General features: G+C 65.1%; 20 protein-coding genes. 8 read left to right on the top strand and 12 right to left on the bottom strand.

The genetic code is table 11. The features are described from left to right. Positions 1-163: 163 nt before the first annotated feature. The 11 genes from HCR84_RS11600 to HCR84_RS11650 form a co-directional block, all read right to left on the bottom strand. Positions 164-967 (bottom strand): IclR family transcriptional regulator domain-containing protein, encoded by an 804-nt coding sequence (locus HCR84_RS11600; RefSeq protein WP_218043570.1) that lies wholly within the window; start codon positions 965-967, stop codon positions 164-166. Positions 968-1,062: 95 nt separating this feature from the next. Next, positions 1,063-2,238, bottom strand: coding sequence for a thiolase family protein (locus HCR84_RS11605; RefSeq protein WP_166980847.1), 1,176 nt, complete (start codon positions 2,236-2,238; stop codon positions 1,063-1,065). Beyond that, positions 2,235-2,912 (bottom strand): 3-oxoacid CoA-transferase subunit B, encoded by a 678-nt coding sequence (locus HCR84_RS11610; protein ID WP_166980845.1) that lies wholly within the window; start codon positions 2,910-2,912, stop codon positions 2,235-2,237. Before HCR84_RS11610 ends, HCR84_RS11605 begins: the two co-directional genes overlap by 4 nt. Further along, positions 2,909-3,664: a 3-oxoacid CoA-transferase subunit A gene (locus HCR84_RS11615; RefSeq protein WP_166980843.1), complete on the bottom strand. Its 756-nt coding sequence runs from the start codon at positions 3,662-3,664 to the stop codon at positions 2,909-2,911. Before HCR84_RS11615 ends, HCR84_RS11610 begins: the two co-directional genes overlap by 4 nt. 340 nt (positions 3,665-4,004) lie before the next feature. Next, on the bottom strand, positions 4,005-4,421 hold the full coding sequence (locus tag HCR84_RS11620; protein WP_166980841.1) for a carboxymuconolactone decarboxylase family protein: 417 nt from the start codon (positions 4,419-4,421) through the stop codon (positions 4,005-4,007). Continuing rightward, a complete protein-coding gene (locus HCR84_RS11625) occupies positions 4,418-5,200 on the bottom strand; it encodes an alpha/beta fold hydrolase (RefSeq protein ID WP_166980840.1) in 783 nt (260 codons plus the stop codon). Before HCR84_RS11625 ends, HCR84_RS11620 begins: the two co-directional genes overlap by 4 nt. Further along, the gene (locus HCR84_RS11630; protein ID WP_235940666.1) at positions 5,197-6,537 is read right to left on the bottom strand and encodes a lyase family protein; all 1,341 of its coding nucleotides are present in this window, start codon (positions 6,535-6,537) and stop codon (positions 5,197-5,199) included. The genes HCR84_RS11625 and HCR84_RS11630 overlap by 4 nt, the downstream gene beginning before the upstream one ends. Beyond that, entirely contained in the window at positions 6,534-7,142 is a 609-nt protein-coding gene (gene pcaG / locus HCR84_RS11635) for a protocatechuate 3,4-dioxygenase subunit alpha (protein ID WP_166980838.1), read from the bottom strand. Before pcaG ends, HCR84_RS11630 begins: the two co-directional genes overlap by 4 nt. Further along, a complete protein-coding gene (pcaH, locus tag HCR84_RS11640) occupies positions 7,142-7,966 on the bottom strand; it encodes a protocatechuate 3,4-dioxygenase subunit beta (protein ID WP_166980836.1) in 825 nt (274 codons plus the stop codon). The genes pcaG and pcaH overlap by 1 nt, the downstream gene beginning before the upstream one ends. A gap of 112 nt (positions 7,967-8,078) precedes the next feature. Next, positions 8,079-8,837: an IclR family transcriptional regulator gene (locus tag HCR84_RS11645; protein ID WP_166980834.1), complete on the bottom strand. Its 759-nt coding sequence runs from the start codon at positions 8,835-8,837 to the stop codon at positions 8,079-8,081. A 169-nt stretch (positions 8,838-9,006) separates the two neighbouring features. Continuing rightward, on the bottom strand, positions 9,007-10,359 hold the full coding sequence (locus HCR84_RS11650; protein ID WP_244972469.1) for a glycoside hydrolase family 1 protein: 1,353 nt from the start codon (positions 10,357-10,359) through the stop codon (positions 9,007-9,009). 187 nt (positions 10,360-10,546) lie between these two features. Between HCR84_RS11650 and HCR84_RS11655 the strand changes: the two genes are divergently transcribed. The 4 genes from HCR84_RS11655 to HCR84_RS11670 are packed head-to-tail and all read left to right on the top strand — an operon-like array spanning position 10,547 to position 15,911. After that, complete coding sequence (locus HCR84_RS11655; RefSeq protein ID WP_166980830.1) at positions 10,547-12,112, top strand: ABC transporter substrate-binding protein; 1,566 nt, start codon at positions 10,547-10,549, stop codon at positions 12,110-12,112. Between the two features lie 57 nt (positions 12,113-12,169). After that, positions 12,170-13,111, top strand: a complete 942-nt coding sequence (locus HCR84_RS11660) for an ABC transporter permease (protein WP_195706640.1) — start codon at positions 12,170-12,172, stop codon at positions 13,109-13,111. Then, complete coding sequence (locus tag HCR84_RS11665; protein ID WP_166980828.1) at positions 13,108-15,057, top strand: dipeptide/oligopeptide/nickel ABC transporter permease/ATP-binding protein; 1,950 nt, start codon at positions 13,108-13,110, stop codon at positions 15,055-15,057. Before HCR84_RS11660 ends, HCR84_RS11665 begins: the two co-directional genes overlap by 4 nt. Continuing rightward, the gene (locus HCR84_RS11670) at positions 15,054-15,911 is read left to right on the top strand and encodes an ATP-binding cassette domain-containing protein (RefSeq protein ID WP_166980826.1); all 858 of its coding nucleotides are present in this window, start codon (positions 15,054-15,056) and stop codon (positions 15,909-15,911) included. The genes HCR84_RS11665 and HCR84_RS11670 overlap by 4 nt, the downstream gene beginning before the upstream one ends. Before the next feature lie 23 nt (positions 15,912-15,934). Here the strand turns inward: HCR84_RS11670 and HCR84_RS11675 are convergent, their stop codons facing one another. Beyond that, positions 15,935-16,834: a LysR family transcriptional regulator gene (locus HCR84_RS11675; protein ID WP_166980824.1), complete on the bottom strand. Its 900-nt coding sequence runs from the start codon at positions 16,832-16,834 to the stop codon at positions 15,935-15,937. A gap of 155 nt (positions 16,835-16,989) precedes the next feature. On the opposite strand from HCR84_RS11675, the gene HCR84_RS11680 reads away from it, so the two are divergent. Genes HCR84_RS11680 through HCR84_RS11695 form a run of 4 tightly spaced genes read left to right on the top strand, consistent with a single transcriptional unit; the run spans position 16,990 to position 21,491 of the window. Continuing rightward, entirely contained in the window at positions 16,990-17,535 is a 546-nt protein-coding gene (locus HCR84_RS11680; protein ID WP_166980822.1) for a quercetin 2,3-dioxygenase, read from the top strand. Between the two features lie 4 nt (positions 17,536-17,539). Beyond that, positions 17,540-18,319, top strand: a complete 780-nt coding sequence (locus HCR84_RS11685; RefSeq protein ID WP_166980820.1) for an alpha/beta hydrolase — start codon at positions 17,540-17,542, stop codon at positions 18,317-18,319. Between the two features lie 14 nt (positions 18,320-18,333). Beyond that, entirely contained in the window at positions 18,334-20,577 is a 2,244-nt protein-coding gene (locus tag HCR84_RS11690; RefSeq protein WP_166980818.1) for an alpha-L-rhamnosidase, read from the top strand. Continuing rightward, a complete protein-coding gene (locus HCR84_RS11695) occupies positions 20,574-21,491 on the top strand; it encodes an alpha/beta hydrolase fold domain-containing protein (RefSeq protein WP_166980816.1) in 918 nt (305 codons plus the stop codon). Before HCR84_RS11690 ends, HCR84_RS11695 begins: the two co-directional genes overlap by 4 nt. Positions 21,492-21,519: the final 28 nt, after the last annotated feature.

Below are 21,519 nucleotides of genomic sequence, written 5' to 3' on the forward strand. Positions count from 1 at the left end.
CCTACCCCAGCATCGTGTGCCGTCTCCCGCGCTTGCCTACCCCAGCAGCGTGTGCCACTTTCTGCTACTAAACCCCAGGCCAGAGTGGCAAAAAGTGGCACACGCTGCGGGCGGGGCAGGACACACGGAAGCGGGCGGCGCAGGCAACACGGAAGCTGTCGGCTCAGTAGAGGCGCAACTCCGCCTCGATCGCCCGCGCCGCCTCGAGGGCGAGAGGAAGGTGCTGCGTGCGAATGTCGTCGATGGAATCACGCGTTGCACTCGTCGACACGTTGAGAGCAACGGGGATGCTGCCGTCGCGACCGCGCACCGGAACGGAGACCGACCTCAGCCCCGCCTCAAGCTCGCCGTCGACAATGCACCACCCCTGCTGCCGCACACGCGCAAGCTCGTCGCGCAGCGCGGCCGCCTCGGTGAGTGTCTCGGCAGTGAGCTGCTCGAAGTCGGTGGCGGCGAGAGCATCCTCGAGCTCTGACTCGGTCAGCGATGCCAAGAGCACGCGCCCCATACTCGTTGCGTATGCGGGAAAGCTCGTGCCGATCGTGATGCGCACACTCATGATGCGTCGCGTCGGAACGCGGGCAACGTAGACGATGTCGGGGCCAGAGAGCACGGCGGCCGAGACTGACTCCCCCGTCTGCTGCGACAGGGCCTCCAAATGCGGCTGCATGATTTCGGGCAGCGAGAGCGCAGAAAGGTACCCGAACCCGAGCTCGAGAACCTTCGGCGTCAGCTCAAAGCGTTTGGTGCCGGCAACGCGATGCCGCACGTAGCCGAGCGATTCGAGCGTCTGCAGAAACCGTCGCGCCGCCGCCGCCGGAACGCCCGTGCGACGTGCGACCTCGCTGAGGGTCAGCAGCGGATGCTCGGCGTCGAACGCACGAATGACAGCGAGGCCGCGAACAAGCGACTGCACAACATCGGGCTGCGCCGCCGTATCGGGACGAACCCCCTCAGTGCCGCTCATCGATGCCTCGCTCATCGTGCCCCTCGCCAATCAATCAGGATGCCGGCAGGAAGCCTGCCGCGCAGGCAACGTCCTTCAGCCTATGGTGCCGTCTTCTACCGCTCGATGACGACGGCGAGCCCCTGCCCGACGCCGATGCAGATCGCCGCCACAGCAACTCCGCCGCCACGCCGCTTCAGCTCGTGCGCCGCGTGCCCGATGATTCGGCCGCCCGAGGCCCCGAGGGGATGCCCGATCGCGAGTGCTCCCCCGTGAATGTTCACTTTCTCGGGGTCGAGCTCTGGCCAGCCGGCCAGGCACGCGAGGCTCTGCGAGGCGAATGCCTCATTGAGCTCGACGAGATCGACATCGGCCCATGTTCGACCCGCCCGCCTCAGCGCCGTGTTCGCCGCTTCGACGGGCGCGATCGGAAAGAGGTCGGGGTCAACGCCGTGAGCGCCTCGTCCCGTGATACGCGCGAGCGGCTCGCCTGGCAGAACGCCTTCTCTGCCCAGCAGCACCGCCGAGGCACCGTCGTTGATCGACGACGAGTTGCCCGCCGTCACTGTTCCTGCCCCGTCATCGCTGAACAGCGCCGTCAGGCGACCGAGCTTCTCACTTGTGCTGTTGTCGCGAATTCCCTCGTCGCGCTGCAGCTCGTAGCCGTCGACCTGCACGATCTCGGCGTCATACGCACCGTCCGCCCAGGCCTCCGCTGCGAGTCGATGCGAGCGTGCGGCGAACGTGTCTTGCGCCTCACGACTGAGCTTCCACTGGCGAGCGACTTTCTCTGCGGACTCTCCGTTACTGATCGTCCAGTGCTCGGGAAGCTTCGGGTTCACCATGCGCCAGCCGATTGACGTGTTCCACATTGTCGGGTTGCCTACCGCTGGCCACGGCTTGCTCGACTTTTCGACGATGAACGGCGCGCGGCTCATCGACTCCACGCCACCCGCGAGAATGATGTCGGCGTCCCCGGTCTCGATGGCGCGCGAACCTTGAACGACGGATTCGACAGACGACGCGCAGAGCCGGTTCACCGTCGTGCCGGTGACGCTCGTCGGAAACCCGGCGAGCAGCGCCCCGAAGCGAGCGACATTGCGGTTGTCTTCACCCGCTTGGTTCGCATCGCCGAAGATGACGTCGTCGATGCGAGCCGGGTCGAGCCCCGTGCGCTCGACGATCGCGCGCATGACGACGGCGGCCAGGTCATCGGGTCGCACGCCAGAGAGCGCGCCGCCCGCCCGGCCGAACGGGGTGCGAACGGCATCGTAGATCTGTGTGTGCGTCATGCGTGAGCTCCTTCGCCAGCGCCCGTGTGCCGGGCGGCATCCGTGAGGGTCAGTCCGGTCAGCTCCTGAAGCTGCGAAATCGTATTGTCGCCGAAGAGCTCGCGAACGGCGAACCCGTCTGCGGTCACCTCGAAGATCGCGTGGTCCGTGTACACGCGTGACACGCAGGCGACTCCCGTCAGCGGGTAGCTGCAGGCATCGACGAGCTTCGAGTCGCCCGACTTGGTGAGCAGGTCGGTCATGACGAACACGTCCTTGGCGCCAATGGCGAGATCCATGGCGCCTCCGACGGCGGGAATGGCGTCGGGGAGGCCCGTTGACCAATTCGCGAGGTCTCCGGTCTGCGACACCTGGAACGCGCCGAGAACGCACACGTCGAGGTGCCCGCCGCGCATCATCGCAAACGAGTCGGCATGGTGAAAGTACGAGGCGCCAGCAACCGCCGTGACGGCCTGCTTTCCCGCGTTGATGAGGTCGGGGTCGACCTGGTCGGCTTCGGGAGCTCTGCCCATGCCGAGCATCCCATTCTCTGTGTGCAGAATCACGTCGCGCTCGTCGGTGAGGTAGTTGGCCACCAGCGTGGGAGCGCCGATGCCGAGGTTCACAATGGCCCCCTCGGGAATGTCGTCAGCGATGCGCTGCGCAAGCTCTTTTCTGCTGATTCGCGTTGTCATTGTGCATCCTCCGTCTCTGCTGCTCTCTCGAGCGGCTGCCCCGCGAGGTCGACTCCGCCGATGAAAGCGCCATCGTTCAGCCACCGCCTCTCGCCAAGTGCCACGACACGATCGACGTAGATTCCGGGAGTGACGATCGATTCGGGGTCGAGATCGCCGAGGTCGACGACCTCGTCGACCTGCACGATCGTCGTCGTCGCGGCTGCGGCCATGATCGGGCCGAAGTTGCGCGCTGTCTCACGGTAGACGAGATTGCCCCAGCGGTCGGCTTTGAACGCGCTGACCAACGCAACGTCTGCCTTGATCGGGTACTCGAGCACGTAGGTGCGGCCGTCGATCTCACGGTGTTCTTTGTTCTCGGTGAGCGTCGTGCCGACGCCGGTCGGTGTGTAGAACCCGCCGATGCCGGCGCCGGCGGCGCGGATGCGCTCGGCGAGGTTTCCCTGCGGAACAAGTTCGAGCTCGATGGCGCCCTCTCGGTACAGAGCGTCGAACACCCAGGAGTCGGACTGGCGAGGGAACGAGCAGACGATCTTGCGAACGCGCCGCGCGGCAAGCAGCGCGGCGAGGCCGACGTCGCCGTTTCCGGCGTTGTTATTGACGATCGTGAGGTCGGTGGCACCGCTGTCGATGAGGGCATCGATGAGTTCGACGGGCTGCCCCGCTCGACCGAAACCGCCGATCATCACCGTTGAGCCATCGGAAATACCCGAAACCGCCTCTGCGACAGACGACACCGTCTTGTCGATCATCCGCTCCTCCTTCGTCGTCGAACCCGTGGTTTTCGCTGTGCGAACAGTCGTGCGTTATACGAACATGATACAGCAGGATGCTGCACGGAGGAAGGCCCCCGTCTCAGCCCCAAAAACGCGTGCCACTTTGTGCGGAAACGTCGCGGGCAATAACAGCACAAAGTGACACACGATTGGGGGCACAGCGGCACGTGCTTAAGCGGCGCAGGCACAGGCGTTTGAGAGACGCAACGGCACGTGTTTGAGAAACGCTACGGCAGGCGTTTGAGAGACGCTACGGCAGGCGTTTGAGAGACGCTGCGGCACACCGGCGGTGCGCTCGGGTGTTTGCCGGAGCGCGCTACAGGTCCCCGCGCTCGTCGAGCACCCGGGACGCCAGCGTGAAGGCCGTATTTGCCGCGGGAACGCCGCAGTACAGCCCAGCTTGAAGGATCACTTCTTTGATCTCGTCGACGGTGAGACCGTTGCGCCGCGCCGCCGCGACGTGCATGGCGAATTCGTCGTGGTGCCCCAACGCGATCATCGCGGTGAGCACAGCGACCGACCGCATCCTGTGGTCAAGCCCCGGTCGCGACCAGATGTCGCCCCAGGCCGTGCGCGTGATGAAGTCTTGAAAGTCGGCGGTGAACGCCGTGGTCGCATCAATCGACGCGTCGACGTGTGCGTCTGAGAGCACGTCGCGCCGCACCGCCATGCCCCGCGCACGGCGCTCGTCGTCTGACTGTGCGGTGCGGTCGCGCGGGTCGCGCTCGGTCATCGGGGCGTCCTTTCGTCAAAGAAGTCGAGAAGCGCTCTCGACAGGGCTGCGGGCTGCTCGGCGGCAGGCAGGTGCGCCGCGCCATCGATGCGCATCGTTCGACCGTTTGCCACGCCGTCGGCGAGCTGCGATGCCTCGCCTTCGGAGACGACCGCGTCATGCTCGCCCCACAGTGCGAGAACGGGCGCGGCGATGTCGGCGAGCGCGTCGCGCGCGTCGAATGCGGCCAGCGCGTCGCAGCAGAAGGCGTATGCGCCGTCGTCTGCGTCGCGCAGCGCGTGCAGCAGCCGCCCCGTGAGGTGCGGTTCGCGTTCCATCGAGCCGGGGGCGAACCAGCGCCCGGCCGAAGGGACGATGAGCGTTCCCGTTCCCATGCCGCGCACCTGGGCGGCGCGCTCATGCCAGGCATCTGTCTCGCCGATCTTCGCGGCCGAGCAGATGATCGCCGCAGAAACGACAAGATCAGGATGCCGCAGCAGCAGCTCGATTCCGACGGCGCCCCCAAGCGAGATGCCGGCATAGTGCAGCTTCTGCACGCCGAGCTCATGCGCGGCTGTCGCGACGGCGTCGGCGAGGTCTGCGACAGTGAAGCCCTCGGAAGGAACGGGAGCGGCGCCATGCCCCGGGAGGTCCCACGCGGCAACGCGGTACTTCTGCGCGAGCTGCGGCACGACCTGCTCCCAGAGGATCGTCGAGGTTCCCAGCGACGGGCCGAGAAGAATGAACGGCGCTCCGTCGGGCCCAACGGGTTCGGTCACGGCAATTGTCGGCGTTGTCATCGGCTCTCCTCAGTGTCGCGGCCCCGGTCAACGAGCTCCGCGGCGATGCCCGTGTACGCGGCGGGGTCGAGCAGGTCATCCACGGTGCGATCGATGTTGTGCCGAGTCAGGGCATCCTGCACAAGACTGCGCAGATCGTCCCCGGCGGAGGCTGCCGTGACGATTGCGGTCACGGCGTCAGCGCCGATGAGCGGCTTCAGCACGAGCGAGAGCCGCTCCGAGAGCACGAGGCCGCCAGAGCGCGCGAGGTTCATCGCCGCCCTTTCGGCGTCGACGCGCAGATGGCGGGCGAGGTTCGATACATGCCAGGATGCCCCGAGAGCAAGGCGCAGCAGATCGCGCAGCGTTGGCCATTCGGCGTGCCACGCGCCGTCGGGTCGCTCGTCAACGGCGAAGGCCGAGGCGAGGTGCAGCGTTGCGGAGAGGTTCGGCGCGCGCAGGGCAGCCGAGCGAATGAGCACGGCCTCCGTCGGGTTCTGCTTCTGCGGCATGGCCGAGGAGCCTCCGCCCGAGCCCTCGGCGACTTCGGCGATCTCGGTGCGGCTGAGCGTTGTGATGTCGCCGGCGAGTTTGCCCATCGCGTCGAGCGCCGCGACGAGCGCGTCGCCGAGTTCGGTGACGGGCCACCGCGTCACGTGCCATGGCGCAACTGCCTCCACCGCTCCCGCACGGGCGGCGAACGCGGAGGCAAGATCCTGGGCGCGATCGGCCGAGCCGGTGATCTCGACGAACGAGGCGAGTGTTCCGCCTGCCCCGCCCAGCTGCGCGGGCAGCTCGAGCGCGGCGAGACGGTCGGCGGCGTGCTGCAGACCGCGAGCCCACGTCGTCAACCGCAGTCCGATGGTCGTCGGCACCGCGTGCTGCGTGAGGGTGCGCGCGGCGGCCACGTCGTCACGATGCGTGTGCGCCCGCTGCGTGAGGTGCTCTGCGGCCTCGGTGAGAGAGGCGCACACCTGCGTCAGCGCATCACGCGCCACCATCATGATCGCTGAATCGAGGATGTCTTGGCTCGTTGCACCACGGTGCACCCAGACGCGGTGCTCGCGCGGCATCCGCTCTCGCAGCATTCCGACAAGCGGAATCACCGGGTTTCCGCCCGCGACGGCGGCATCGGCCACCTGCCCGACGTCGAGGCCCGACGCGGATCGGCCGTCGCGATCGGCGACCCCACACGCGTGAGCAAACGTGTCGACGGCGTCTGCCGGCGCAAGCCCGATGTCACCGTACGCGGCGACGAGACCGTACTCGGCCGAGACGAGGGCATCGAGAAATGCGCTGTCGGCAACCGGGCCGTCGTGGCCCCGCGCCACCGGCGCAAGCAGTCCCTCGTCGATCATCGTTCTCCTCGAGCATCCTCCCCGCCCGGTGCAAACTGCAGAAAGACTGTCTCATTGTCGCCCTGCAGCCGGAAGTCGTGCTGCAGGCTCCCGTCGGGCTGGCGTGTTGCAACGAGCGTAGCGCGCTCGTCTGTCTCCAGCGACGACAACAGCGGATCGGCGGCGAGCGCCGCCTCGTCATCGGGGAGGTAGACGCGGGTGTGCAGCTTGTCTGGAAGCCCCCGTGCGTAAACGATCACGGCGTAGAACGCGGCGGAACCGTCGAGCGTGCCCGGGTTACGCGTCCAGAATTCCCAGGTGCCGTCGTCGTCGGAGAACGCCCGGCCGAAGCCGGTGAATGTGTGGTCGTCGCGCCGAAACGCTCCGCGTGCGCGCGGGATCGCGCCATCGGCATCCCGACTCCAGATCTCGATCATCGCGTCGGGAACGGGTGCACCGGCGCCGTCGAACACGCGACCGCCCAACACCACCGACCCGGGGCTGTGCGGAAAGGCGACCTGGTGCATGCGGTCGTACTCGGTTCCGTACGCAAAGAACGGTCCGACGGTCTGCCCTGCAGTGGGCTCGTGCGTCTTGGGCCCGCGGGGGCTGTGGATTTCGGTCATCAGCGCTCTCCCTCCTCGGGCTCGAACCAGGTGGCATCGGGCCCGTCGACGACGATGTCCCACTCGTAGCCCATCGAGAACTCCGGCACGGTGAGCTCGTGGTTGTAGCGGGCGATCAGGTTGTCACGGTCTCGCTGCCGCGGAATCGTGTTGTAGATCGGGTCGAGCGCGAACAGCGGATCGCCCGGGAAGTACATCTGCGTCACGGTGCGCTGTGTGAACCCCGTTCCGAACACCGAGAAATGAATGTGCGCAGGGCGCCACGCGTTGACATGGTTCTTCCACGGGTAGGGGCCGGGTTTGATCGTCGTGAACTTGTAGTGGCCGTTGTCGTCGGTGATGACGCGGCCGGCCCCGATGAAGTTGGGGTCAAGGGGCGCGGGGTGCTGGTCGCGCTGGTGAATGTACCGCCCCGCGGCGTTTGCCTGCCAGAGCTCGATGAGCTGGTTGGCAATCGGGCGGCCCCATGAATCGAGCAGGCGCCCCTCGACAGTCATGCGCTCGCCCTGGGGCTCTCCCCCGGTCGACTGCAGAGTGAGGTCGGATTCGATCGCGGCGATGTCGCGCTGACCATACGCGGGCGAGAACAGCTCGATCGTTTCGGGATCAACAAGCTTGGGGCTTTTCGTCGGATGCCGCAGCAGGCTCGACCGGTAGGGAGGAAAGTCGTGCAGGGTTCGCGACACAGCCTCGCCCGCCGCCTCGCGCGAGGCAGCGTCGGCGTGGACGCTCGCGATTTCGTCGCTGATCTGCGACTGCGACACCTGGTCTGGCGAGGCCAGAAGCGACTCGGGTGCGGCGACGTGCGCGGTATCTCTCGCCATCAGTGATCTCCTTTGATGCGTGGGCAATACTGCTCTCAAGGGTGACATCTCCGGCGCAGATCTCAATTCCGATTTCTCACCCATTGAGAATTTCAGGGGAGAGGATGCCGGCTCAGTCGCCGTCCCGCAAGTCGGCGTGCAGCTCGCGTGCCGTCTGCGTGACGAGTGCAGCCAGCCGTCGCTCGTCGGCGCGGTCCAGGTGAACGACGACCCCAAGCGCTGCCGGGGGAAGCCCGTCGACAGACGGCATCCAGACGGCAACCGAGATGTTACCGAGCGTCATCTCTTCGCGCGTCGTCGCATACCCCCGCGCCCGCGCCATGTCGATCTCGGCGCGCAGTGCGCTCTCGTCGCAGATGGTGTGCTGCGTCTCGCGCTCGCGCGTTCCGGTGAAGTACCGCGCGAGCCACGCAGCGTCGCGAGTGGCGAGCAGCGCCTTGCCGACTCCCGTCGCGTGCAACGGGTCGCGGCCGCCCGCTCGACTGAGTGTCGGAATCGACTGCCGCCCGGTAATGCGCCCGATGAAGAGCGCCGCAGAGGTCTGAGGCGTCGCGCCGTCGAGAACGGCGAGATGAACGTTCTCGCCCGTCGCCTCGTAGAGCCGCATCAGGTGCGGGTTCGCGCATTCGCGTAGGCGCACAGACACGGGTGAAAGCTCGCCGAGCTCCCAGAGCCGCACGCCGATCGAGTAGCGGCGACCCGGCACGGGCATGAGCAGCCCTTTATCGAGCATCGACGCCAGCAGGCGATGCGCGCTCGAGAGGGCGATGCCCGTGCGTTCGGAGATCTGCGCGGTGGTCAGCGCGGGCTCCTGCTCGCTGAAGCAGCCCAGCACGGCGAGTGCCCGCTCAAGCATGCCGTCGCGTGCCATCTGCCCTCCGTTTCATCATTCACGGTAGCTCAGCGTCGGGTCGATCTCGCGATCGACCGGTGTGCAGGATGCCGTCGGGCGCTGTGGCGTTCTCAGAAGGCGACGAATTCACCCGACAGCGACACGATGGCCGAGCGCATTGTTCCCTGTCAGTTCAGCCAACGCTGAGTCAGAGTCCGCGAGCTGCGCGAACCAATTCCGCATAGATGCCAGCGCTCGGCTTCGGCGTGCGTGCAAATGTCTCGGGGTCGACGGAGTGCAGCCCGAGTTTCGGCGTGTAGCCGAAGATCCACTCGAAGTTGTCCATAAGCGTCCAGTGACAGTAGCCGAGCACCGGCACACCGTTCCTCATCGCCTCGGCGAGACCCTCAAGGGACGGCTCGATGAAGCCTGCGCGCACGTCATCGTCCGGCGTGCTCACACCATGCTCGCTCACGAGAATAGGAACACGGCTCACGGCGTGCGCGTATTCTACCGCACCACGCAGCGAGTCGGGGGCAATGGGAGTGCCCATTCCGTTGAGGATCGACCCTTCAGCCGGCGGCAGCTGCCCATCGGGCCCGTACTCGATGCGTTCGTAGTTCTGCACGCCGACGAAGTCGTCATCGCACGCAAGATTGAGCCAGTGATCGTAGACGTCCGTTCGTTTGCGGTCGCGAGTCTCCTCGCCTCCTGGCCCAGCAACGTCGTCGACCATAGCGAGCGACAGACCGACGGGAAGGTCCGGGAAGTGCGATTTGATCACGGCCTTTGCCGCACGGTGTGCGGCGGTCATTCCCGCCCGCATGCCTGCAAAGTCTTCGCGCAACATGACGTTCCCCGCACGGTAACGCTCGACGCCGGCATCGCGGCCAGCCGCCTCCAGCGTCTGACGCTCAAGGTCGGCGACGAATTCGGGCAGATGCGCCCACGTGAGCATTTCCGGCAGATCGGGCTCGTTAAATGTGACCGCAAGCGCGATCCGGTCGCCGAAACGTTCCATCACGACACCGCAGAAACGGGCGAAGAGCGAAGGAGCATCGGCGTCAAGCCATGCACCGCGAGCCGCGAACCAATGCGGCGAGGTGAAGTGATTGAAGGTAACGATGGGCGCTAGCCCTCTTTGGCGGCATCCGTCAACAACAGCTTCGTAATGCGCGAGCGCCTCGTCGGAGAATTCCCCTTCGGCAGGCTCGATGCGTGCCCACTCGACGGAGAACCGGTACGCGGTCAGGTTCATGCCCGCCACAAGGTCGAGATCCGATTCCCACAGCTCCCAGCCGTTCGCCGCTTTTCCAGAACGTTCCTGAAAGATCGTCGGCGTGACGTTTTCAAGAAACCACGTGTCACTGTTCACGTTGTCACCTTCGTTCTGATGGCCGGCCGTAGCGACGCCCCAGAAGAAGTCGGAAGGGAAGGTCGGAAGGGTCATCGTCGAGCCTTTCTCAAGATGTTCGAAGCGTTGAAGAACGACGTGCAAGGCGAAGCCGTGCACCTGATGGTCTATCACGAACAGAAAACAATGAAAGTTGTTTTCACTCACTGAGTTACGCTCCTTCCGCGTCATCACGGGGACCACACCGCATCGTTAGGTTCTGGCTAACGTGTTCGTCTTGAGATCCACATGGCCAAAATCATCAACCCGGTTCACAGTGGTGACACGCTCGCTTCCCCTGGCGAGGTGCCACGACAGAGTAGTCCGCACGCAACATCGATCACAGGAGATCAGGATGTCCCGCCTCACCCCCTTCGCACGCGGCAGCGCCGCAATCGCGGCAATCGCCGTATCCGCACTCGCGCTGAGTGCATGCACTTCCTCGGCCACTGGAAACGGTGGCGGCACCGTCGACACCTCAAAGCTGGTTATCGGCCTCGACTCGGACCAGGCAGCTCTCGGCTATGACCCCGTGCGTTATGGCAACGGGCAACGCATGTTTTTCGAGGGCATTTACGACTCTCTGTTCAAACTGGACGAAGATGGAAAGGTCATCCCCGATCTCGTCACCGACTTTGAGTACAACGACGATCAGACTCAACTCACCCTGGATCTTGACACTTCGGCGACGTACTCGGACGGTTCCACGCTTACTGCTGACCTCGTCAAGAAAAATCTCGACTTCCGCGGCGACCCCGATCTTTCGGCTTATAGCGGCTTCGCTGAGGGCGGCGAGCAGGAGATCTCGACGGTAGAGGTTGTCGACGAAGACACCGTTACCCTCACATTTACGACGTCCTCCCCCGGGTTCGAATCGAATCTCGTTATGCCAACCGGGGCAATCGTGGGCCCCGCAGGTGTCGCCGATCGTTCGAGTCTCGATGCCACACCGGATGGTTCCGGACCGCTCGAAGTCGATGCCGAAGCGACGGTGAAGGGCAACTCCTATGTGCTTGTCAAGAAGGAAGGCCACCCCGACGCAGACGATTACCCGTTCGATTCCTATGTGTTCAAGCCGATTATCGATACGCAGGCGCGCGTCAACGCGGTGATCTCCGGTGAGGTGGATGTCGCAAACGTAACTTCAAACACACAGGAGCAGATCGATTCCGCTGGAGTAGGGCTTGTCGCAAACGGCGGCACGGTTCAGAACCTTCTGCCCTTCGATAAGAAGGGCGCACTCGCTCCGCAGTGGAGCGACCCTCGGGTGTGGAAAGCCCTGTCGATCGCCATCGATCGCGAAGCATACGTCGCTGCAGTCCACCCTGGCGATGTTCCGACGGCCAACGTCCTTCCCGCAGATAATCCCGGATACATCCCGGAGTTGGAGGATGAGTACGCGTATGATCCCGAGGCCGCCCGCACGCTGCTGGCCGAAGCAGGGTATCCGGACGGGTTCGAATTCGACTACATCATCAGCCAGGGGAGCCAGCGGGACCTCGAGGCAATCCAACCGTACTGGGCCGAGATCGGCGTCACTGTTAACTTGAAGAATGCGGCCTCGACGGAGGAAGCGTTCGCCGCAGTGCAGACCACCCCGTTGGGCGGACCGATCCCCCTGACATGGTCCAACCCTCTCGGAAATGTCTACGGCGTGCTCTTCGGATTCTCCAACTTCCACTCAGCAGAGAACCCGGAGATCCAGGCGGCAGCCGATGCGCTGGGCGCGGCGATGGGCGATGAGGCTGCGCAGGCCGACGCACTGTCAACACTCAATCGTTCCATCGCGCACTCCGGATGGCTCATCCCGCTCTTCGAACAGCTCGCACCGTGGGGCTACAACGAGGCGAAGATCGCAAAGCCGACCTTCCCTGGCGCCGACGCGTTTCCCCTCCTCACCTCGCTCCAACCCGCATCCTGATCCTTCGCTGCGGTGCCGACCGCTGATTCCGGCGGCACCGCAGCACTGGGAGTGATTATGTTCACATTCATCCTGAAACGCATCGCATTTGCGATCCTCACGCTGCTGGTCGCGACGTTCGTCGCGTTCATTCTCGTCCACGCCTCAGGGTCGACACCCGGAGGCGTCGCGCTCGGACAGTCCGCGACGCCCGAACAGGTCGTCGCTTATAACCAGAAGATCGGCTGGTACGACCCCTGGATCGTCCAGTACGCGCACTGGGTCGGTCAGGTGCTGCAGGGAGATCTCGGGGTCTCACTGATCGACGGGCGCGACATCGCCGCCGATATATCGAAGCGACTGCCGGTGACCGCAGCGCTCGCAGTACTCGGCACGCTCGTGAGTACGGTGATCGGCATTGCGCTCGGCGTCACAGCCGCAGTTCGCGGCGGCGGCGTAGACAGATTCATCACGGTCGTCACCGGCATCATGCTCTCCCTCCCGGCGTTCTGGGTCGGTGTGCTGCTCGTTTACGTCTTTGCTGTGACAATGAGAATTCTCCCGGCGACCGGCTACGTGCCGTTCGCGAATAACCCGGAAGCCTGGGCCCAATCGCTCGTGCTTCCCGTCATCACGATCGCCCTCACCGCAGCGGCCAGTCTCGCCCGCCAGACGCGCGCGTCGATGGCCGAAACGCTCACGCAGGAGCACATGCGCACCCTTCGAGCGGTCGGCACGTCCACCACGCGAATCATCTACGTCCATGCGCTACGAGGCGCAAGCCTGCCGATCCTCGCGAGTATCGCCATCGGGTTCATCGTCTTGTTCGGCGGATCCGTCATCATCGAGGTTCTGTTCGCGCTGCCCGGCATCGGCCAGGCGATGCAGTCCGCCGTCGGCTCGGCAGATCTCCCGTTCGTCCAGGCGCTCGTCCTCGTGGCAACCCTCGTCGTCGTTGTCGTGAATCTCGCGCTCGAACTCACCACCCGGTTCCTCGACCCGAAATTGCGTGCATCATGACTGATACGACAACCATTGCCCTCCGCGGGCAGCACAAGCGCCGCGCTCGTGGCCGGCTTTTCCGCTCTCCCACCGCGCTGCTCTCCATCCTGTGGCTCGTCGGCGTCGTCGTCGCCTCGCTCAGTGCACCGTTGTGGCTCCGATACGGGCCGCTTGAGCAAGACCTCACCGTCGTGCTTCAGGGCCCGTCTGCTGCACACTTCCTCGGCACCGATGAGCTCGGTCGCGACATTCTCGCTCGTCTCACCGTCGCCGCGGCGCCGACGCTCCTCATCGCTGCCCTCACTCCGATCGTGGCGGTGGCCGTCACTGTGCCGGTCACCCTCTTGGCCGCGCGAAACCCACGGGTCGAGAACATCGTCAACCGGGTAAGCGAGATCGTGCTCTCCCTTCCAGGCATCGTCATCATCCTCGCGTTCATCGCCGCGGTCGGCACAAACATGCCACTCGTCATGGCCGTCTTCGGTCTACTGCTTTTTGGCGCCATGTTCAAGATCTTCTTCGGTCAGGCAAAATCACTGCATCAGCAGCTCTTCGTCGACGCTGCCGCCGTCGACGGTGTGCGCCCCATGGTGGCGAGCATTCGCCACGTGCTTCCGAACATGGCGAACACTGTCATCGTGCAATTCGTTCTGCTTTTTGGCGCCGCGATCGGCCTCCAGGCCGGACTCGCTTTCATCGGCCTCGGTCCGCAGCCGCCCGAGCCCACGTGGGGCGGCATGATCCAGACAGCATCACAATTCATCTTCCAGCAGCCCTGGATGATGGTGCCAACCGGTGGCGTACTCGCGCTCACGATCGTCGCTGCCAATGCGCTGGCCGACGTGCTCGGGGACGGCAATGCGAAGCCGCCGCCCCTCGTATCGATCCGACGCAAGAAGAAAAAGCACACGACGGATGCTGCCGCTCCTACTGAAGCCGGGTTGCCGGGCGACGGCTCGCTCGTCGTCGACCGCCTTGTGATCGGTGTAGACGACGGCCCGAGTATCGTCACTGGAATCTCCCTGCACGTTCAACCGGGAACCGTGATGGGTCTTGTCGGCGAATCGGGATGCGGCAAGAGCGTGACCTCCCACGCCCTGCTCGGCCTCCTCTCCCCCGGCCTCTCGGTGAGGTCCGGTCGTATCGACTGGGACGGCGTCGGCCTCGCGCACGCCGATGAGAAGGCGCTCCAGCGCGTCCGGGGCCACGAGATCGCATACATCTCGCAAGAACCCACACGCGCCCTCGACCCGATTTTCACTGTGGGCTGGCAGCTGTCCGTCACAGTGAAACGGCTGCGTCGGGTGCCGCGGCGCGAGGCGAAGCGCATCGCGGCGCAACTGCTCGACGACGTCGGGATCGTTGACCCGCCGCGCGTTCTGGAGTGTTATCCGCATCAGATCTCTGGAGGCATGGCCCAGCGCGTCGCCATCGCCCTGGCCCTCGCCGGCGCCCCGCGCCTTCTCATCGCCGACGAACCGACGACGGCACTCGACGTCACCGTGCAGGCTGAGATCCTCGCACTGCTGCGCGGCCTCGTCGCTGATCGGGGAATGTCCATCATCCTCGTCACGCACGACCTCGGGGTCGTCGCCGACCTCGCCGACGACGTCTCGGTCATGTACGCCGGGCAGATCGTCGAGACCGGAACCGTGCGGGACGTACTCATGCGACCAGAGCATCCCTACACGATGGCGCTGCTCGCGGCCGACCCGCATGCCGTGGTCGAGCTCGCTGGCGCCACTCACCTCGCCTCCATACCCGGGCAGGTTCCCGCCCCGGGGTCATGGCCGAGCGGATGCCGGTTCGCTGACCGCTGCCGATTCGCACGCCCGGGGTGCCTCGTTCCTGTCGCCGTGGAACGGCGGGTCACGGGCACCGGCGAGGTGCGTTGTATACGGCATGAAGACGTCCGCGACCGCGGCCAGGAATGGCTGCCCGTTCACGTGGGAGGAGAGTCATGACCAGTGTGACTGAAACGATTTCATCACGTGTTCCTCTGCTCGAGGTACGCAACCTCGTCGTCCGATATGGCCGCGCCGCGGCGCCGGCGGTCAACGACGTCTCCTTCACGATCGCTCATGGCGAGACGCTAGGACTCGTGGGCGAATCCGGCTCGGGCAAAACGACGATCGGCAAGGCGATCCTTGGCCTCCAGCCGGTTACAAGCGGGCAGATCCTCTTCGAAGGACGTGATATCACCAGGATGGGCGCGTCTCATCGGCGTGCCCTGCGCGGTCAACTGCGGGCCGTCTTTCAGGACCCGTACTCGTCACTGGATCCCCGCCGCACCATCGGCGATGCGCTTGCTGAGCCACTGCGTGTGGTCGGAATGCGGCGTCACGAGCAGGCAAGGCGCATTCATGAGGCGCTCGCCGCCGTCGGACTGCCGAGAGACGCCTACGAGCGATACCCGCGGCAGTTCTCCGGTGGCCAGAGACAGCGAATCGCGATCGCCCGAGCGCTCGTCACCGAACCTCTCCTCGTCGTCTGTGACGAGGCAGTCAGCGCCTTGGACCTCTCGACCCAGGCGCAGGTCCTCAATCTCCTCGCCGATCTGCGGCGCGGGTCCAACCTCGGCTACCTCTTCATCGCCCACGACATCGCCGTCGTCGAGTTTCTCGCCCAGCGCGTCGTCGTGCTCAATCGCGGCCAGGTGGTGGAGCAGGGAACGGCAAAGGAGGTGCTAAGTAACCCGCAAGAACACTACACCCGAGTTCTGATCGCCGCTTCACCAGTACCCGACCCCGACGAGCAGGCGAGACGACGCGAGGCATGGCAGGTGCTTCGCACCGAGGCGAAGGGCGCTGCCCGGTGAGGGACGAGGTGGAGACCAAGCGGTTAATCAGCAAGCGGAGACAGCGACGATGCAGTCTCTCGGAACGTTGGAACCATGGGGTTCCGACTGTCCACAAGACTGCAGAGAGAGATCGTCACCGGATCGATGTCGTCGACGCGCACATAGGCGAGCTCCTCACGGCGGTAGTGACTGCTCGCCGACGCCCCTGCGATGTTGACTCCCGCGCCAGCCGCGACGAGCTCAAGAAGTCCTTCGACGCTGTCGGCCGTCGGGCCTCTCTTGGGCCGCCGACCATCGGGCCGAGGGTCGACGACCCACCAGTCGACGATCTCTCGTGGGCCGCCACTTGCCGCGACGAAAACCTCATCGGAGGCCTCCTGAATAGAGATCGACTCCCGTCCTGCCAGCGCATGATCCGCGGGCACGACGAGCACCCGTGGTTCTTGCCAGAGTGGCTCGACCCGCACTCTGGGCGGCAGACGCATCGGGGACGGCGCGAAGACAACGTCGACGCGACCGGATTCGAGTTCCTCGGCCACCTCGAAGAAGCCGAGACGCCTCATTTCGATGCGAGCATTCGGCACCAACTGCAACGTCGCCGAGATCGCGGCCGTGGTCAGCGTCCCTGCACCCGCCGCGATCACTCCCACACGAAGCAGCGGCGCGCGCTGCTCCCTGTTCACCGAACGTCCCCAGGCGAGGAGCTGGTTGTGGTCGTCGAGCACACGGCGTGCGAGCGGGAGAAGCTCACGACCGTATGCGGTCAGTTCGACCTTGCGCGGACTGCGATCAAACAACTTGACGTCGAGCTGCTGTTCAAGCCGGCTGATCTGCTGGCTCAGGGATGGCGGCGTGATACTCAGCCGTTCTGCAGCGCGGCCGAAGTGCAGCTCGTCGGCGAGCACGCAGAAATAGCGGATCACATGGAGGGAGACGTCCATACATCGATCTTAGCTTCAGGCTAACGCCGAGTAGGAAAATCAAACTTCCTACCTTTCCCGATTCTCTGAAGACTTGAGGAGTCTGGAACGAGCGCGCACGCCCGACACCGTTCCATCTGCCTCACGGCAGACCATCGTTTTACAAGGAGGTAAACATGACCATTTACGCTATTGACGACCAGGACAAGACCCCGTTCGCGGGAATCCTCCCTGCTGCGCCGTCTCCGTACGTACTCGGAAACGGTGAGGGCGAGAAGTCTCTCGTCTTCGACCAATTGTTCACGATTCTGCTGTCCGCCGATGAGACCGACGACCAATACGGGGCATTCACGATGCAGGGCCACAAGGGCGATCGAATCCCCGCGCACATGCACCTGGCGACACACGAAATCTTCTACGTCGTCGACGGGGAAATCTCCGTGTGGATGGATGACCAAGCCGACTATCACAGCAAGACCACGCTGGTCACCGGCGACTTCGCCTACGTTCCATCGGGCACGGTGCACGCATTCCAAATCCACAATTCTTCAAAGGTATTCGGCTGCGGCACTGCAGGGTTTGAGAGGTTCTTTCACGCCATGGGTCAGAAGACGAACGCGACGGAGCCTGGCGGTATCTACGTTCCCGACTTCACCGTCATGAAGGCGGCGGGCGAGAAATACGCGACGGCATTCATGCCCGACTTCGAGTTCCGCGACTGATCGTATGCTCACACTCTTCGAGGTCGATGTCGCACAGCCGCCGGGCTACCGGCCGCTGTCGCTCGACTTGCGGGTTCCGGCGGAATGCGCCGCCGCGCCCGTCGTCGTATTCCTGCACGGCGGCGGGTGGCTGCGCGGCAGCCGAAAAGTCTTCACGCCAGGAATTACGCCCGAAGCATCTTTCGACCGCATCGTCGCTGCCGGTTTCGCCGTCGCATCCTGTGAGTACCGGCTGAGCGGCGAGGCGACATTCCCAGCACAGCTCGACGACGTGGATGCCGCTATCGCGTGGTTGCACGAGAAGGCCGCCGTGCACGGGGTCGATGCCTCCCGGATTGTGCTCTGGGGAGTCTCGGCGGGTGCGACGCTCGCTGCCCTCACGGGACTTCGTCGTACCGACGTGTGCGGCGTCGTCGACTGGTTCGGACCGACCGATATGCTCGCGATGGCCGCCGCACAAGCAATGGGCGAAGACGCCGGGGCAACCCGCGAGGCGCAATGGCTCGGCGGACCGGTTGCGGGTCGCCCCGACCACGCGCGTGCTGCAAGTCCTCTCTCCCACGTGCACGCGGACGCTCCTCCCTTCCATATCGCGCACGGCACCGCAGACAAGCATGTGCCGATCTCGCAGAGTGAAGCCCTCACGGAGGCGTTGCGCGCTGCGGGCGCGGAGGTGGAGTTTCACACCGAGGTAGGCGGCCAGCACTTTTGGCAGGGCGCCGACGACACCGGGCCACTATTTGATCGAGCAATCGACTTCATTAGGCGCGTCACCGCGCTTTGATCGACAGGATTGACATGACACTCGCACGAATGATCGCCCCGCAGACGCCGCTCGAGGCCGCGCCACTTCTTCGGCGGGAATTCACGCTCGACACGGGGCACGGGACTGCGGAGCAAGCGACGCTGCGGCTGAGCGCTCTCGGGCTGATCGAGGCGTGGGTGAACGGCCACCCGAGTTCCGACGAGGTACTCGCCCCAGGCTGGACAAGCTATGAATGGCGCGTGCGGCTCATCGAGCACGACGTCACGGCACTGGTCGCGGAGCGTACAGTGATCGCCCTGCGGCTGGGCAACGGCTGGTACCGCGGTTGGCTCGGATTCACGGGGCAGCGTGCAGTCTACGGCGACGAGCGCGCCGGATACGCGGAACTTGAGGTGCGGTTCGCTGACGGCCATGTGCAGCGAGTCGTCACCGACACGTCGTGGCGCGCGGGGACGGGTGAGGTCTGTTCCGACGATCTGTACAACGGCGAGACGATCGACGCGCGTCTGCACGACGCTGCGTGGCAGCATCCGGGATTCGAAGACAGCGGCTGGGGTGCGGTGCGGGATGTCGAGTTCGAGGCGAACCGGCTCGCCCGACGCACATCTCCTCCGGTTCGGCGACTGGGCGAACGCGCCGTGGAGCGAGTCTGGACCTCGCCGTCTGGAAATACACTCGTCGACTTCGGGCAGAACGTGGTCGGCGTCGTCCGGGTGCGGGTGTCCGGTCCGGCAGGCACCGAGGTGGTGCTCCGTCATGCGGAAGTCCTCGAGGACGGTGAACTCGGGGTTCGGCCTTTGCGTCGCGCCGAGGCAACGGACCGCTTCGTGCTCAGCGGGGCCAACGATGTCTTTGAGCCGACGCTAACGTTCCACGGTTTTCGATATGTGGAGGTCACCGGGTGGCCAGACGAGCTCGAGCCCGACGCGCTCACCGCAGTCGTCATCGGGTCCGACATTCGACCAATCGGCTCATTCGAATGCTCCGACCCGCTCTTGAACCAGTTGCACAGCAATGTCGAATGGGGCATGCGCGGCAACTTCCTGAGCGTGCCGACGGACTGCCCACAGCGTGACGAACGGCTGGGCTGGACGGGAGACCTCGCGGTCTTCGCTCCAACGGCGGCTTTCTTCGGAGACGTCGACACTTTTCTCTCCGATTGGCTGGTGGATGTCGAACTCGAACGTCGAGCCACCCCGGAGGGCACGGTGCCCGTGGTCGTGCCCAACGCCCTGAAGTACCTCGACACCGGGTTCCCGGAGCCGGGTGCGACGGCCGTGTGGGGCGACGCTGCGGTGTGGGTGCCATGGGCGCTATGGCGCGCGTACGGGCGCCAGCAGTCACTGCGAGATGCCTACCCGCTCATGTCGGCGCATACACGTTCCGTTGCCGCCGTGATCTCGTCCGAGGGGCTCTGGGACAGCGGGTTCCAGTTCGGCGACTGGCTCGACCCGGACGCCCCCGCCGAGGATCCCGGCAAATCGAAGGCACCGGCGGAGGTCGTCGCGACAGCGAGCGCCTATCGCACAGCATCAATAATGGTTGAGGCCGCGATGGCACTCGGCGAGCAGGCGGATACTGTGGAATTCGAGCGCCTCCGAGACCGCATCGGTGACGGCTTCCGAACCCATTTCGTTGAGAATGGCCGTATTCGCAGCGACAGCGCCACCGTCTACGCGCTCGCGCTCGTCTTCGGCCTTCTCGAGCCGAGTGATCGCCAGCGTGCCGGGGATCGGCTCGCCGAAATAGTCCGTGAGGCCGGACATCGCATCAGCACCGGCTTTGTCGGTACTCCGTTCGTCTGCGATGCGCTCACGGCGACTGGGCACATCGACGACGCGTATGCCCTGCTCCTGCAGCGCGAGGCTCCCTCGTGGCTCTACGCCGTCACCATGGGGGCCACGACCGTCTGGGAGCGCTGGGACTCGATGCTTCCGGACGGGTCCATCAACCCGGGTGACATGACCTCGTTCAATCACTATGCCTTCGGGGCGGTTGCGGACTGGATGCACCGCACAATCGGCGGATTGGCGCCCCTTGATCCGGGATATCGCCGGATCCTCGTCGACCCCCAGCCGGGCGGCGGTTTGACGTGGGCGGAGGCCCGCCTGGAAACGCCATGCGGGCTCGCCGCGGCGCACTGGAGTGTCGAAGACTCAGAGTTGCACGCTGAGATCACCGTCCCCGATGGTTCCGAAGCCGTACTGAGGCTGCCCGGCTGCGATGAGGAGATCGTCGGGCCCGGCATCCACACTCGCACAGGGAGCATCCGATGACGGAGACTTTCGACGTCGACCTTGCGGCTGCGGAGCATGACTTCGGAATGCGCGTGTACCCGGCCGACGATCCGACCGGCGGCATGCTCGTTTGGCTGCACGGCGGCGCGTTCATGTTCGGCACCCTCGATATGCCCGAGGCCGACCAGGTGGGCCGTCGATTGAGCGCCACCGGAACAACCGTCGTGTCTGTCGACTACATCCTCGCCCCACTCGACGCGCTCGCCGCCCTGCCCCCAGCCCCATCCGAGGAGCAGATGCCCACCCCCGAGCAGATGCGTGCCGAAGCCGAGGCGGCCGGCCCACGCGCCCGCTTCCCCGTCGCATCGCTGCAGGTTGTCGCGGCATTCGACTGGGCAGTCGCGAACGCGCAACGGTTTCACGCAGACCCAAGCATGGTCGCGCTCGGTGGCGCCAGCGCAGGCGGCAACCTCGCGGCAGGAGCCGCGCTGCGCATGCGAGACCGAGCCGAGACCATGCCCAGCGCGCTTGCTCTGGTCTACCCGGTGCTGCACTCTCCGCTGCCCGCGGTCGACGAGGAACTCAAGGCGCTGCTCGTCGGTCTTCCCTCGTTCCTCTCGTTCCCACCAGAGATGACTGTTGCCATCAATCACAACTACCTGGGCCAGTCCGCCGATATCGAGGGCTATGCCTTTCCTGGCGGTCGCGACCTTAAGGGAATGCCGCCGACGCTGATCGTGAATGCCGAACGCGACAGGCTGCGCGCATCCGGGGAGTTGTTCGGCGCAGAACTTGACGCCGCCGGGGTCGACGTGCGCGTCATCCGGGAGCGCGGTGCCAAGCACGGGTTCCTCAATACCATCGGAGATCCCGCCGCCGAACGAACACTGACGCTGCTCACCGATATCGCCGCCGGCGCTCGACTCGCCCGCGACGGTCCGTCGGCCCCGTGAGACGCTCAGCCTCTCTCGCGCCCTCTGG

Source organism: Paramicrobacterium fandaimingii (assembly GCF_011751745.2).
GTDB lineage: Bacteria > Actinomycetota > Actinomycetes > Actinomycetales > Microbacteriaceae > Paramicrobacterium > Paramicrobacterium fandaimingii.

Excerpts from the sequence above, each read along its gene's own strand:
- HCR84_RS11690 (WP_166980818.1), top strand. The coding sequence starts at position 18,334 with ATGACACTCGCACGAATGATCGCCCCGCAGACGCCGCTCGAGGCCGCG.
- HCR84_RS11670 (WP_166980826.1), top strand. The coding sequence starts at position 15,054 with ATGACCAGTGTGACTGAAACGATTTCATCACGTGTTCCTCTGCTCGAG.
- HCR84_RS11675 (WP_166980824.1), bottom strand. The coding sequence starts at position 16,834 with ATGGACGTCTCCCTCCATGTGATCCGCTATTTCTGCGTGCTCGCCGAC.
- HCR84_RS11685 (WP_166980820.1), top strand. The coding sequence starts at position 17,540 with ATGCTCACACTCTTCGAGGTCGATGTCGCACAGCCGCCGGGCTACCGG.
- HCR84_RS11615 (WP_166980843.1), bottom strand. The coding sequence starts at position 3,664 with ATGATCGACAAGACGGTGTCGTCTGTCGCAGAGGCGGTTTCGGGTATT.
- HCR84_RS11620 (WP_166980841.1), bottom strand. The coding sequence starts at position 4,421 with ATGACCGAGCGCGACCCGCGCGACCGCACCGCACAGTCAGACGACGAG.
- HCR84_RS11600 (WP_218043570.1), bottom strand. The coding sequence starts at position 967 with ATGAGCGGCACTGAGGGGGTTCGTCCCGATACGGCGGCGCAGCCCGAT.
- HCR84_RS11695 (WP_166980816.1), top strand. The coding sequence starts at position 20,574 with ATGACGGAGACTTTCGACGTCGACCTTGCGGCTGCGGAGCATGACTTC.
- pcaH (WP_166980836.1), bottom strand. The coding sequence starts at position 7,966 with ATGGCGAGAGATACCGCGCACGTCGCCGCACCCGAGTCGCTTCTGGCC.
- HCR84_RS11630 (WP_235940666.1), bottom strand. The coding sequence starts at position 6,537 with ATGATCGACGAGGGACTGCTTGCGCCGGTGGCGCGGGGCCACGACGGC.
- HCR84_RS11655 (WP_166980830.1), top strand. The coding sequence starts at position 10,547 with ATGTCCCGCCTCACCCCCTTCGCACGCGGCAGCGCCGCAATCGCGGCA.
- pcaG (WP_166980838.1), bottom strand. The coding sequence starts at position 7,142 with ATGACCGAAATCCACAGCCCCCGCGGGCCCAAGACGCACGAGCCCACT.
- HCR84_RS11680 (WP_166980822.1), top strand. The coding sequence starts at position 16,990 with ATGACCATTTACGCTATTGACGACCAGGACAAGACCCCGTTCGCGGGA.
- HCR84_RS11610 (WP_166980845.1), bottom strand. The coding sequence starts at position 2,912 with ATGACAACGCGAATCAGCAGAAAAGAGCTTGCGCAGCGCATCGCTGAC.
- HCR84_RS11605 (WP_166980847.1), bottom strand. The coding sequence starts at position 2,238 with ATGACGCACACACAGATCTACGATGCCGTTCGCACCCCGTTCGGCCGG.
- HCR84_RS11665 (WP_166980828.1), top strand. The coding sequence starts at position 13,108 with ATGACTGATACGACAACCATTGCCCTCCGCGGGCAGCACAAGCGCCGC.
- HCR84_RS11625 (WP_166980840.1), bottom strand. The coding sequence starts at position 5,200 with ATGACAACGCCGACAATTGCCGTGACCGAACCCGTTGGGCCCGACGGA.
- HCR84_RS11660 (WP_195706640.1), top strand. The coding sequence starts at position 12,170 with ATGTTCACATTCATCCTGAAACGCATCGCATTTGCGATCCTCACGCTG.
- HCR84_RS11645 (WP_166980834.1), bottom strand. The coding sequence starts at position 8,837 with ATGGCACGCGACGGCATGCTTGAGCGGGCACTCGCCGTGCTGGGCTGC.